Genomic DNA, 12815 nt, shown 5'->3' on the forward strand with positions numbered 1-12815 from the left:
GTAAGTTCCAAAAACTTTTTGTTTTTTTTTAAAAAGTTTGGCTTTCTTAGTTTTTAAAGCGATGAAAGCTGCTAATCATTGTAACAAGCTTGTCACTAAAGAACTCCTGTTTATGCTCCTTAATTGTAAATTAGGCATAAAAGTGAATATCAAATAGCTTATATTTACCTTCTAATTATAGTATCTGATTATGAAACAACGCTATTACTCCTTGGATGTCTTTCGTGGAGCTACTGTGGCACTGATGATTATGGTGAATAATCCGGGGACATGGGCTCATATGTTTGCACCGCTAAAACATGCAGAATGGCATGGTTGCTCACCTACAGACCTGGTTTTTCCTTTTTTTCTTTTTGCAGTCGGTAATGCCATGTCGTTTGTGATACCCCGGTTGCAGGAAGCTGGTCCAGCTGTCTTTTGGAAAAAAGTCCTTAAGCGTACAGTTTTGATTTTTGCCATAGGTCTGTTTATAAACTGGTGGCCCTTTGTCAAGTGGGAGGGGGCTGAACTGGTATTTAAACAATGGGTTGACGGAACTGATCCAAGTCGGGGTATCCGTATCTTCGGTGTATTGCAACGTATTGCTGTGGCCTACTGCTTTGCATCAATTCTTGCTTATTATTTTAAAGAAAAAACGATTATCTGGATCTCTGCAATCATACTATTGTTATATTGGGCAATTTGTGCTATTGCGGGTGGGGTAGATCCTTATAGCTTGGACGGCTGGTTTGGTACAAAGTATGATATCGCCATTTTGGGTTTACCGCATGTCTACAAAGGGGAGGGGGTGCCATTTGACCCTGAAGGCCTGATGAGTACCTTGCCTACCATAGTACAGGTCGTGTTTGGATATTTAGTCGGTGTATTTATTAAAAAACAAGGTGAGGTGGACTGGCTGTGGAGGAAAGTTCCCGCTTCAAACGAACCGCATTTTAAATTGTTGGCGGGGATGTTTGTGACCGGATTTATTTTGGTCGTATTGGCGTGGATATGGGCATTAGGCTTTCCGATCAATAAAAAAATATGGACAAGTTCGTATGTACTCTATACAACTGGTTTGGCAACCATGACGATCGGTGGTATGATCTGGTTTATCGAGGTGCAGGGTGTAAGAAATAAATTGACACAATTTTTTGATGTTTTTGGTAAAAATCCGCTATTCATCTTTGTATTGAGCGGTATTCTTCCGCGCTTTTTAGGACTATTCCGTATCCCAGACGGCGTTAAGGATGACGGTACACAACAATATATTGATGCTTTCGCTTGGTTCTATAAATATGTTTGCGCGAAAATACCTGGAATCCCGGAAGTTGGCTCTTTTGTTTATTCGCTCTGCTTTCTGACGTTGATGTGGGTAATCTGCTATTGGTTGGATAAGAAAAAGATCTATGTAAAGGTATAATAGCATCTGAAACTTTGCTTGTTAAATATTTTGGCAACCAAATACTTTTGCTATCTTTGCAGCCAATTAATAAAATTTTTAACGCTTTAATATTATTCAGGAAATGTATTTAAGTAAAGAGTACAAAGCTGACATCTTCGCAGAATTTGCTGGATCAGCTACAAACACAGGATCTACTGAAGGTCAAGTTGCTTTATTCACTAAGAGAATTGCTCACTTAACTGAGCACTTGAAAAAAAACAGAAAAGATTTCGGTACACAACGTGCCCTACAAATGTTAGTAGGTAAACGTCGTTCATTATTAGCTTATCTTTACAAAAAAGATATCAACCGTTACCGTGCGATCATTAAAGGTCTAGGTTTACGTGATATTATCAAATAAGCTTTTATACAAAGGTGTTAAGAAAGCCATCCAATTTTTGGATGGCTTTTTTGTGTTTATACAGAAATGAGGTATTCTTATTTTTTAGCAAAATTCGGCACAGATTTCTTAGCGAAGTATTGTAATAAATGTATACATTTTTAAAAGGATGGTCAGCTTCTGTCCCGAGGATAAGCGTGATAGCGTAGCCATACAATATTAGTCGAAAAAGACAGAAAATTGAAATAAGAAATGGAATATAGCGGGATGGGTTACGCTAGCTTCGGGCTTCGGCTGGAAGAGCCCTTTGATAGGGGGCAAGTTAAGACCAAGTTATTGCCAAGTTCGCCCTGTAAGCAGTTTGAGTGTACAGTGAGTCCACGTTGAGTCCACCTTTTAAGCTGCTCTCACTGTGCCTGTATGTTTTTTACAAGTCGGGAGCGGGACGAACTTGGGGCGAACTTGTCCATAAGCAATTTGCAACAAAGTCCCTTGAAAATTGCAATATTTATAATTGTCATTTTACTCGGATTTGTAATTTATTAAAAATCAACAACATGCTTGATTATAGATGCTCGCAGTGGTATCTTTAGGTATGGGAATAAATGATAATGGATTTATCAGGGGCCTAGTTGGCCCACTGGTAAATAGAAAAGTTGGTAACAAAAACTACCTGCAGAGCAGGCCACATCGTGTCAAACAGACGGAAGATACGAAGCGGGCAGGTAAGGATTTTGGAAATGTAAGCCGTGCCGGTGCACTGATGCGGATGTGTTTTGGCGAAATACATCAAGGGCTTCATGACGGGCAGATGGGCAATCGGCTAAATAGGCAGATCTATCGTGCAATAAAGACCAACCTCGATTCGGATAAAGGTAGCCGTACACTGAGCAACAGCATATTGGATAGGTTGGTGAATTTTCAGTTCAATGAAAACTGCCACATGCACGATTATTTTTTTATCGATCCTGTAGTTTCCATGAACAAGAAGAAAGATCTTAAAATATCATTCCCGGAGTTTGATATCAAAAGAGCGCTGGTCCTTCCTGACAAATGCAATGCAGTGGTATTCAAATTTCATGCCTTCTCATTTGATTTTGATGAGTTTGAACTCACAGAAATAAAAGGGGTAGAATGGGAATACGATGTTAAGTATAAAGAGAATGTGATACCGGCAAAAAACTTGACCATTAAATGTAACGATTTTGTCGGTAGTTCAATATTTGTGGGATTTACTATGCTGTATCTGGAAAAGGGAAGCTATCGGTCAAATGTGCTCAATGAGATAGATTTTAATCCAGCTTCGATTCTAGCAGCTTTTCAGCTTGTGTAAGGTATAAGGCACATTTTGGGAAACGAAAATAAAAATTGAATTGATAGATAGTATTTGCGTATTTAGCCTGCTGTTAATTGCACTAATCTTAATATTTTAATTTACCTTTGTGCTGAAATCTAATGTATTTAAAATATTGGCATGCTGCCAACAAGACGAAAAGCATGTCGCAAACAAGATTAAATGAATTACAACGAAATTAAAACAACCATCGATATGGGTAATGGCACCCAGATCGAATTGTCTACAGGGAAATTGGCAAAGCAAGCTGATGGTGCTGTAGTATTAAAACAAGGCAATACGATGTTGCTAGCGACAGTCGTTTCTGCTAAAGAAGCTAAATCTGGTGTCGATTTTTTACCTTTATCTGTAGATTATCAAGAAAAATATGCGGCAACTGGCCGTATTCCAGGTGGTTTCTTACGTCGCGAAGCTAGATTGTCAGACTATGAGGTGTTGATCTCCCGTTTGGTAGACCGTGCATTGCGTCCTCTGTTCCCTGAAAATTATCATGCAGATACTCAAGTGGCGATTAGCTTAATTTCTGCAGATAAAGATATTATGCCTGACGCTTTAGCAGGCTTGGCTGCTTCTGCGGCGATCGCAGTATCTGATATTCCTTTCAATGGTCCTATTTCAGAAGTTCGTGTAGCAAAAATTGATGGTCAATTGGTGATCAATCCAAAATTATCTGAACTTGAAAAAGCAACTTTAGAATTTATCGTTGCTGGTTCTGCACAAGATATTGGCATGGTTGAAGGTGAAGCAAAGGAAATTTCTGAAGCTGAAATGGTTGAAGCCATTGCTTTTGCACACGAGGCAATCAAAAAGCAAGTTGCAGCTCAGGCGGAATTGGCGAATCTGGTTGGTAAAACAGTTAAACGTGAATACAATCATGAACCAGAAAATTTAGAATTGAGAGATTCAATCTTTGCAGCTACTTACGATAAAGTGTATGCTATTGCAAAATCAGCATCTACCAAACATGACCGTTCTGAAAGTTTCGCGAAGATTGCAGAAGAATATAGAGCAACAATGCCTGAGGAATTGGATGATGATACAGCGTTCTTGTTTAAGAAATATTTCCACGATGTGCAGTATGATGCTGTTCGTAATCTTGTATTGGATGAAGGAATTCGTTTAGATGGTCGTGACGTACGTACAGTTCGTCCAATCTGGTCTGAAGTAGATTACTTGCCTGCTGCGCACGGTTCGGCTGTGTTCACTCGTGGCGAAACACAATCATTGACTTCGGTTACTTTGGGTGCTAAAGATGATGAGCAAATGATCGATGGTGCTTTTATCAACGGTTACAATAAATTTATTCTTCATTACAACTTCCCTGCATTCTCTACAGGTGAGGTCAGACCTAACAGAGGTCCGGGTCGTCGTGAAGTTGGTCACGGTAACTTAGCGATGCGCTCATTGAAACAGGTTCTTCCGGCAGACAATGAAAATCCATATACTATCCGTGTGGTTTCTGATATTTTAGAATCGAATGGCTCGTCTTCTATGGCAACGGTATGTGCTGGTACATTAGCGCTTTTAGATGCTGGTGTGAAATTAAAAGCGCCAGTTTCGGGTATTGCCATGGGATTAATTTCTGATGAGAAAACTGGTAAATATGCGATCTTATCGGATATCTTGGGTGATGAAGATCATTTGGGAGATATGGACTTTAAAGTAACGGGAACTGAAAAGGGTATCGTTGCTTGTCAAATGGACTTAAAAATCAATGGTTTGAAATGGGAGGTCTTGACGCAAGCGTTGGATCAAGCAAAAGAAGCGCGTTTGCACATCTTAGGCGAGATGAAGAAAACCATTGATGCTCCTCGTGAAGATTACAAACCTCATGCGCCACGTATCGTTCAATTGTTGATCGATAAAGAATTTATTGGTGCTGTAATCGGACCAGGTGGTAAAATTATCCAAGAGATGCAACGTGAGACCGGTGCTACGATTTCAATTGAAGAAGTTGATAACAAAGGTGTTGTTCAAGTATTCGCAGATAATAAAGCCGCTATCGATGATGCCGTAGGTCGTATTAAAGCAATCGCTTCTAAACCAGAGATTGGTGAAACTTACGAAGGTAAGGTGAAATCGATCATGGCATTTGGTGCGTTTGTTGAAATCATGCCAGGTAAAGATGGTTTACTGCATATCTCTGAAATCGACTGGAAGCGTCTTGAAACAATGGACGGTATCTTCAAAGAAGGGGATAAAGTCACTGTAAAATTGTTGGATATTGACAAACAAGGTAAGATGAAGCTTTCACGTAAAGCATTATTGCCACGCCCGCCAAGAGAAGACAAGCCAAAACAGGATAAACCTGCTGGCGAAGCTCCTGTAGCTGGTGCCGGTCAGGAATAACCTGTTACTGAATAGATAAAAAAAGCCCGCATAAAGCGGGCTTTTTTATGTTCTACTCGTTTCAAGAAAATTCAACAATGAATATCGGGAACTTATTCAAGCGAATACTATTTGTCCAATAAGGTGAAATTATCTTTATGTGTCACAGATTGTCCAGCTGTAACGATGGTTAATTTCATTGCGCCCGGAGACACGTTGGAAGGTACCGTTACCAATATGGTATTGGAAGATACGCTATTGGGAGATACTGCTATTGAACCGAATTTGACAACGGTATCGTAGTTTTGGACAAATCCCGATCCTTTGATCGTTAAAACTGTTCCAGGTACGGCAGATGTCGGATTGAAGGAAGTAAAGGAAGGACCCACGATCTCGAAGTCACCAGGAACAGTGACTCGTTTGTTTGGAAATTCAATGCTAATTTTTACATTACCTTCGGGCATACCATAAGGAACAGTTACCTGCAGATTTGTAGCAGAAGTGGCTGTACCACCCGCTTCTATTGAACCAAAATATACCGTATACCAAGTTCCTGAAATAAAATTCCCAGTAATATTGATCAGCTGCAATGAACTTCCTGACTTAGGAGCAAAGCTCGTGGCTGAATAACCCATAATTTTTAATTTTCTTGGAGCTTGTACTTCGTGGGGGCCTACCTTCAAATAAAGGGAATGATCGCCTTCCGAAATATTACCAGGTATAGTGTAATGGTAAGTATTTCTGTCGGAGAATGAGACATCCGTGTAACTTCCTGTACCTAGTTTCACTAAAGGGCGTCCCTCGCTACCATCGCTCATTGTCGGAAAATTAGTGCCTCGAATTAGGATAGCCTGGCCCGGATAAACCGACTCGGGCGAAAGCTCACTGATCACTGGCGGAGTGACGGTGAAGGTTCCTAATACTTTTTTCTTTCCATTAATGGTTATCGCAAGATCTGAACTTTCCTTGACGGTGAAGGGTACATTGACTGTTGAGTAATAATACGTGGGATTAATCAGTTGATTTCCCATTTCAACCTGAATGTTTGAACTGCCATAATAATCGGGTAGATTATCTCCGGTAAATTTCAATTTTGAGCCCACAGGACCCGATTTGGGCGAGAAATCTTTATAATTTGCTAGCATCTGTAAGGAACTATTGCCGGCTGGAGTGGATCCAATCTTTATAGAAACGTTGACAGAATTACCATGGCTGGCTTGTATACCACTAGGTACCTCCGCGCTTATTTCGGTTGAGCTTACTGATACAGTCTTAGCTCTGACATTACCGATCGTAACAACGGTATTGTTGATGGTCGCATCGAAAAATGTTCCCACAATTTTGATAATGTCGCCCGACATAGCCATTTTTGGTGTGATGTCTCCCATCGAAGGACTTGGCAGATTGATATTCAGCATTGCCCCAAAAACAGTACCCTTAGCATCCCGTAAATAGGATCTCACCCAGATGGTATTGTAGTAGTTAGAAGATAATGCACTGTCCACTCTAATCTGTTTACGAAACTCTCCCTCTTTAGCATCTTTGCCCAATGAAACTTTTATACCCTTATTTTCCCCGACTTCTTGCGTTGAATTATAAACAAAGCCATATTCTAAAGTCTCCTCACTCCCTGTTTTCCCAATGTTTCCAACAACCTCAAATGAGGTGGATGATAGTGCTGTAACCGATAAGGTCTGCACAGCGGGAGGCGTAAAATCATCTTTCTTACAGGAAAAAATTACTCCAGATAACAAGATAAAAACAATACAAAGTATTTTAGTTCCTTTCATAATAATCAATTAGCTATCGTTTTTAAAATGAATATCCTACTCTGACACCGTTCACCAAAGAGCTTTTAAATGTCTTGGTTTTGTTTTCGGAAATATAAGAGCCATAACCAGGGTCAGTGCCGATCACTGTAACATCAGGTTTTTTATACTTTGTGTGTAGATAGCCTAAATTAAACTCATATCCAACAAACAGTCCTTTGGATACGTAGAAATCAAATCCCGCAACTGCGTAGCCTCCAAATCTTGTATAACCATTTGGAACCAACTGCATCGATGTATAATATCCATTGTTGGTCTGTTGATAGATTACCTCCATCGAGGCATTCTTTAAATTCATTGTATAGGCGCTGGTCGATAGTTCCTGTTTGGTGGTTTTTGAACCTATGGAGACGTCAAAGCCAATATAGGGCGACAGTCTGGAGCTGCCTTTAAAATGCTTTTCTATACCAAAATTGACATCAAGTGCTGTACTTTTTCTGTTATTGGAATTAAAATAGCCGTTTGTACCATAAGGGTTACCATAATTTGCGGCGGAATCGAGTACGTCAATCCCAATTCCCAATCGCAAAGCAAGATCGTCCTGGATAAAATATCTTCCTTTTATCTGATTTAGTGCATTGTTTAAGCTGAGATTTCCTTTAAAAGGGTTGAAATTCAGTTCGGTAACGAAACTACCTTTTTTTGATTTAATACCTTCGTTTTGGTTGTCAACCGGGGTTTGCGCATAGGCAACACTGGCCACTCCTAATAATAGGATAGCCGATAAGATTCTTTTCATAAAATATATTAAACTAACGGGATAAATATAGCGCTTTACAAGCTATTTTCAAACCTTTTGTTAAAGTTTTAATTGCTATGATAGGGTGGGTGATCAACCTCCGGCTATAGGTGTGAATTGAATACCATATGTGTAATACTATGGGACAGCCAGAAATCAATAGCCAGAAATTTAGGGTAAATAGTTAGTTAGTTGTTAATTGATTCTTAATATCAGTGCGATGAGCGCCAACATTATCGAAGGGATGTCTTTGTAGGTGAATGAAAATAAACAAATCAGGCTGTNNACAGCCTGATTTGTTTATTTTATAACATGATAACACCTTTGATCTTCGCGACTTCTTTGTAGAAGTAGATCACCTGGTCGGCGTCTTTTACGTTCAAGTTTACCGTAATTGAAGTATACTTACCTGTTTTGGAATCCTTAAAATCAAACCGAGCACCTGTTTCATCAAATACACGTTGGATCTGATTGAAGTGATCCTGATCTTTTGGTAAGATAAATTTATACGTGTAGTCCTTTGGAAATGTTTCTAAGTCTTCTAAACGCTCTTTAAAAGTTTCATAGAAGTCTTTTGGATTATCACCTCCATCGGGGATATCTTGTATATTGATGTTTTTGTAATCTGCCATGTTTTGTTTCTCCTTAAATATGTTATTAAGGTATTAACAAATATTAATCCAGTAATGTTTTACTGACAATTTTTCAGTTAATTATTGTCAATGCTTGAAGGCCAATCGGCTTTGTTTTTACCAAAGTTTTTGTTTGGTGTTGCGCTCATCTCGATTTCCATCTGTCCACCTACTAAAAGCTGTGCATGGGTAATGAACGTTTTAGAATATGGTTTGCCATTCAATTTGATCGATTTGATGTATTGATTTGCTTTGCTTTGGTTTTTAACATCGATTGCCATTGTTTTGCCATTTGGTAAATTGATGTTCGCATGCTGCATCATCGGGGATCCGAAGACATAAACACCACTCATGGCATTCAGTGGATAGAAACCCATTGCTGAAAAGACATACCAGGCACTCATTTGGCCTACATCGTCGTTTCCACAAAGGCCTGCAGGGCTGTTTGTATAAAATTCAGTCATCGCTTTACGTGCCAACGCTGCTCCTTTCCAAGGTTGCCCGGCGTAAGCATACAAGTAAGGGATGTGATGATTTGGTTCGTTGCCCTGCGCATATTGGCCAATCAGTCCTGAAATATCTGGAGAGGCTTCACCACCAAGATCGGATGACATGGTTGTAAAATAATCCAGCTTTTTCAAAAATTTCTCCTCGCCACCGAAAAGGTTGATCAGACCTTTGACATCTTGAGGTACCAGCCAGGTATATTGCCATGCATTTCCTTCGCAATAATCATTCTCGCGGTGTTTAGCCATCAATGGATCGAAAGGTCTCCGAAATTCACCATTTGCTTTTTTACCGACAAAATGACCTACTTCCTTGTCAAAATACTGCTCATATAGTTTGTAGCGTTTTTTGAAGTAAGCGGCATCTTCGGTTTTTCCAAGTTTCTCCGCAATTTTGTAAGCACCAAAGTCTGCGATGGCATACTCAAGGGCCCAGGCGACAGATTCATTCGGCATGCTGTCTATCGGAATGTAGGTGAGTTCACGCGCATATTTTAGTCCGTGGTCATTACCCATGGCTGTTGTCTTAACTGCTTCCCAGACCAATGGATAATCTTTCTCGTCAATGATCCCTTTTAGGAAGGCATCGGCAATGACTGGAATAGCAGGTAATCCAACCATCGTGTTGGTTTCATTACCTTGTAAGTGCCACATGGGTAGTTTACCTTGTTGCTGATAGATTGCCAACATGGTTTTGATAAAGTCCTGGTTGATTTTGCGGTCTTCCAAGATGGTCATCAGCGGATGAAGGCCACGGTAGGTGTCCCAAAGGGAAAATACGGTATGGTTGACAAAATCTTGTTTTTCATAAACCTGTTTATCGGTGCCCATATAATCTCCATTTACATCATTAAAAATCGTAGGTGCAAAGTAGGTATGATATAGTGCGGTGTAGAAGATGGTTTTTGTGTCTTTATCAGCTTCGAATTGGATTTTATTTAATGTTTTGTTCCAACGTTGATCTGCCTCTTGCTTTACTTTTTCAAAATTCCAGCCTGGAATCTCTGCGTTGATATTATTCAGGGCATTGGTCGAGCTTACCGGAGAAATACCGACTTTAAGTTCGATGGTTTTGTTTTTAACAGCATCAAAGAATAAAGCCGCTTTGATTGCCTGTCCTTTGAATGTCGTTTGGCCTAATTTTTCCTCTTTTCCGTCGAAAAATCTTACTTTTTGAATCGGTTGTGAAGTTCTGATTGCAAAATATAACTTTTGGTCGGTGGCCCATCCTGTTGAAAAGCGGTAACCAACGAAGGTGGAATCATTAACCTGTTTGAGGTAGGTGTCTGTTGGTTTATCCCAATTGATGTGGTAACCTAAATCGACCAAAATATGGGCATTGTCCGTCTTTTCATAACGATATTGATGATAGCCCACTCGTTCTGTTGCCGTCAAATTTGCCTGCACCTGATAGTCATCCAAATAAGCACTATAGAAACCAGGTTTGGCGACTTCATTTTCCTTTTTAAAAGAAGATCCATAACCGGTACTCATTTTGTTGAATTCCGCTGGTGTTAATTGTAATTTTCCGTTAGCAGGAACAATCATCAGGTCGTTGAGGTCGCCGATACCTGTTCCGCTTAGGTGGGTATGGGTAAAACCCAAAATTTCCTGGCTTTTGTAATTGTAGCCACTGCACCAATCCCATCCGTTGAACTTGTCCCAAATCTGTGGAATTTGAGTTGGGCCTAGTTGCACTGCACCTAAAGGTACATTGGCGCCGACAAAGACGTGGCCATGGTCTGCAGACCCAATAAAGGGATTGACATATTGTGTGAGATTTTGCTGGGCTTGCGCGCAAAATGGCAAAATTAGTGTGCCCAACACTGTTTTGAGTAGTTTATTTCCTGTCATAGGTTTTGTTCGGGTATTTGAAAACTGCTTAAAATTAGTAAATAAAACCTTTTAGCGCAATTTTATTATTATTTTTAGTAAATTGTCGTTAAATTTTTTACTTTAGTAATCTTCGAAATAAAAAACTTAACAAACCTACTACTACTACATGAAGAAACGTATTCTGATCAGTGATATCGCAAAGGCGTTGGGGATTTCTGTCACTACTGTGTCCTTTATATTAAATGATAAGGCCAAAGAAAAGCGTATTAGTGAGGCTTTGACTAAACGGGTGCTGGACTATGTCAAAAAAGTGGGTTATAAACCCAATGAATTGGCCAAGAGTCTCCGCACGGGGAAGACGAAGATTCTGGGTTTGATTATCGAAGATATTTCCAATCCTTTTTTTGGTAATATAGCACGCCTGATCGAAAGTAAGGTCTATGAGCAGGGGTATCGCATTATTTATTGTAGTACGAACAATGATGTAGAAAAAGCGAAGGAATTAATCCAGATGTTTTACGATCGACAGGTAGATGGTTTTATTATTACCCCATCCGATGGACTGGAAGATACGGTAAAGCAGTTGCAGCAGAATAATATTCCAGTAGTCCTTTTTGACCGGTATTTTCCCGGGCTTGAAACAGACTATGTTGGGGCCGACAATTTTCAGGGGGCTTTTGATGCAAGTGACCATTTGTGTCAACAGGGGTATAAACGTATTGGATTTGTATCGCTCTATTCTGATCAGACCCAGATGAAGGAACGCGCTGAGGGATATCTGAAGGCGATGGACAATAATAAGCAGCAAAGTTTTATTCAAAAGATCCAGATGGATGCATCGGACGAAGAGGCCATGGAAGCGTTGCGGGAGTTTATCTGCGAAAATAGGCTGGATGCTGTATTGTTCTCAACAAACTATTTGGCTATTTCTGGTCTGAAAGCTTCTAAAAAGTATAACTTTCCGATGCCTGCCGTGATTGCTTTTGACGATCATACAGCCTTTAAATTGGTCGAACCCTCAATAACCGTGGTTTCGCAGCCGATCAAGGATATTGCAGAGAACCTGATCAATATTCTGTTGCTTCGTCTTCAAGGCAAAATAAAAGCAACACGTAAAATGGTGTTGCCTTGTGAACTGAAGGTCCGGGAGTCGACAAAAGTAAAAGTTACGTTGTAGGATCGGCTACAAATTTCATTGAAATAGAATTAACGCAGTGACGCGTATTTTTTGTCGTAAAGCCTTCTCCGAGGAATACATGGCCTAAATGCGCGCCACAATCACTACAAAGGATTTCAGTGCGGCGACCATCGGCATCGGTGATCCTTGTAATTGCCCCAGGAATTTCATCATCAAAACTTGGCCAGCCACAGCCAGATTCAAATTTTGACTCCGAACGGTATAATGGGCTGTCACAACGGCGGCAGATATAAGTTCCTTTGTACTTATTGTCTAAAAGTTCGCCTGTAAATGGGCGCTCGGTTCCTTTATGTACAATAACATATTCCTCTTCTTTACTCAACGGATTGTATTTTTTGTTTTCTTTCATCGCTCTTGTGTTTGTTTATATTTAGAGATATGCAGAGCTGATATATTAATGAATTTTTTTTATGCTTTCATTTTTACTCTGAAGGGCTATCGATCCCCGTTTTTAAAGTTACGCAATTGGTACTAAAAATACACCTTTTATATAAATCATAGTGCCGCGTCTTTAGCTATTTTAAACTGTCATGGAATTGTCTTATATTTGAGTGGCTATCCAAATGAAAAGTTGTAGCGATGGAACTACTTTAATAGCGAAATGTTATTTTATCCTTGTTTAAACGCAAT

The 12815-nt window shown here is 39.8% G+C and carries 10 protein-coding genes and 1 other annotated feature; of the genes, 5 read left to right on the forward strand and 5 right to left on the reverse strand.

The window, feature by feature from the left end:
• The first annotated feature begins 190 nt into the window (after positions 1-190).
• From B2107_RS14290 to pnp, 4 genes are all read left to right on the forward strand, one after another.
• Positions 191-1402 (forward strand): acyltransferase family protein, encoded by a 1212-nt coding sequence (locus tag B2107_RS14290; protein WP_293956340.1) that lies wholly within the window; start codon positions 191-193, stop codon positions 1400-1402.
• Between the two features lie 103 nt (positions 1403-1505).
• Positions 1506-1784 carry a 30S ribosomal protein S15 gene (gene rpsO / locus B2107_RS14295; RefSeq protein ID WP_046674145.1) on the forward strand — a complete coding sequence of 93 codons (279 nt, stop codon included), beginning with the start codon at positions 1506-1508 and terminating at the stop codon, positions 1782-1784.
• Between the two features lie 550 nt (positions 1785-2334).
• Positions 2335-3096 carry a hypothetical protein gene (locus B2107_RS14300; protein WP_293956341.1) on the forward strand — a complete coding sequence of 254 codons (762 nt, stop codon included), beginning with the start codon at positions 2335-2337 and terminating at the stop codon, positions 3094-3096.
• Positions 3097-3279: 183 nt separating this feature from the next.
• The gene (gene pnp / locus B2107_RS14305; protein WP_293956342.1) at positions 3280-5466 is read left to right on the forward strand and encodes a polyribonucleotide nucleotidyltransferase; all 2187 of its coding nucleotides are present in this window, start codon (positions 3280-3282) and stop codon (positions 5464-5466) included.
• Positions 5421-5515, forward strand: a sequence feature (Trp leader region). Its footprint overlaps the gene before it by 46 nt.
• Before the next feature lie 58 nt (positions 5516-5573).
• Here the strand turns inward: pnp and B2107_RS14310 are convergent.
• From B2107_RS14310 to B2107_RS14325, 4 genes are all read right to left on the reverse strand, one after another.
• Positions 5574-7235 (reverse strand): IPT/TIG domain-containing protein, encoded by a 1662-nt coding sequence (locus B2107_RS14310; protein WP_293956343.1) that lies wholly within the window; start codon positions 7233-7235, stop codon positions 5574-5576.
• A 22-nt stretch (positions 7236-7257) separates the two neighbouring features.
• Positions 7258-8013, reverse strand: coding sequence for a hypothetical protein (locus tag B2107_RS14315; protein WP_293956344.1), 756 nt, complete (start codon positions 8011-8013; stop codon positions 7258-7260).
• 305 nt (positions 8014-8318) lie between these two features.
• Complete coding sequence (locus tag B2107_RS14320; protein ID WP_293956345.1) at positions 8319-8645, reverse strand: DUF493 domain-containing protein; 327 nt, start codon at positions 8643-8645, stop codon at positions 8319-8321.
• Between the two features lie 77 nt (positions 8646-8722).
• The gene (locus B2107_RS14325; protein ID WP_293956346.1) at positions 8723-11005 is read right to left on the reverse strand and encodes a GH92 family glycosyl hydrolase; all 2283 of its coding nucleotides are present in this window, start codon (positions 11003-11005) and stop codon (positions 8723-8725) included.
• A 148-nt stretch (positions 11006-11153) separates the two neighbouring features.
• Here B2107_RS14325 and B2107_RS14330 point away from each other — a divergent pair, with 148 nt between their 5' ends.
• The gene (locus tag B2107_RS14330) at positions 11154-12164 is read left to right on the forward strand and encodes a LacI family DNA-binding transcriptional regulator (RefSeq protein ID WP_293956348.1); all 1011 of its coding nucleotides are present in this window, start codon (positions 11154-11156) and stop codon (positions 12162-12164) included.
• Here B2107_RS14330 and B2107_RS14335 read toward each other — a convergent pair.
• Positions 12154-12534 (reverse strand): methionine-R-sulfoxide reductase, encoded by a 381-nt coding sequence (locus B2107_RS14335; RefSeq protein ID WP_293956349.1) that lies wholly within the window; start codon positions 12532-12534, stop codon positions 12154-12156. The genes B2107_RS14330 and B2107_RS14335 overlap by 11 nt on opposite strands.
• Between the last annotated feature and the right edge of the window lie 281 nt (positions 12535-12815).

Source organism: Sphingobacterium sp. UBA7855 (assembly GCA_002500745.1).
Taxonomy (GTDB): Bacteria; Bacteroidota; Bacteroidia; order Sphingobacteriales; family Sphingobacteriaceae; genus Sphingobacterium.

What these genes read in the sequence shown, in the direction of transcription:
- B2107_RS14310 (WP_293956343.1), bottom strand. Translation starts at nt 7,235, where the DNA reads ATGAAAGGAACTAAAATACTTTGTATTGTTTTTATCTTGTTATCTGGA.
- B2107_RS14290 (WP_293956340.1), top strand. Translation starts at nt 191, where the DNA reads ATGAAACAACGCTATTACTCCTTGGATGTCTTTCGTGGAGCTACTGTG.
- B2107_RS14330 (WP_293956348.1), top strand. Translation starts at nt 11,154, where the DNA reads ATGAAGAAACGTATTCTGATCAGTGATATCGCAAAGGCGTTGGGGATT.
- pnp (WP_293956342.1), top strand. Translation starts at nt 3,280, where the DNA reads ATGAATTACAACGAAATTAAAACAACCATCGATATGGGTAATGGCACC.
- B2107_RS14335 (WP_293956349.1), bottom strand. Translation starts at nt 12,534, where the DNA reads ATGAAAGAAAACAAAAAATACAATCCGTTGAGTAAAGAAGAGGAATAT.
- B2107_RS14320 (WP_293956345.1), bottom strand. Translation starts at nt 8,645, where the DNA reads ATGGCAGATTACAAAAACATCAATATACAAGATATCCCCGATGGAGGT.
- rpsO (WP_046674145.1), top strand. Translation starts at nt 1,506, where the DNA reads ATGTATTTAAGTAAAGAGTACAAAGCTGACATCTTCGCAGAATTTGCT.
- B2107_RS14300 (WP_293956341.1), top strand. Translation starts at nt 2,335, where the DNA reads ATGCTCGCAGTGGTATCTTTAGGTATGGGAATAAATGATAATGGATTT.
- B2107_RS14315 (WP_293956344.1), bottom strand. Translation starts at nt 8,013, where the DNA reads ATGAAAAGAATCTTATCGGCTATCCTATTATTAGGAGTGGCCAGTGTT.
- B2107_RS14325 (WP_293956346.1), bottom strand. Translation starts at nt 11,005, where the DNA reads ATGACAGGAAATAAACTACTCAAAACAGTGTTGGGCACACTAATTTTG.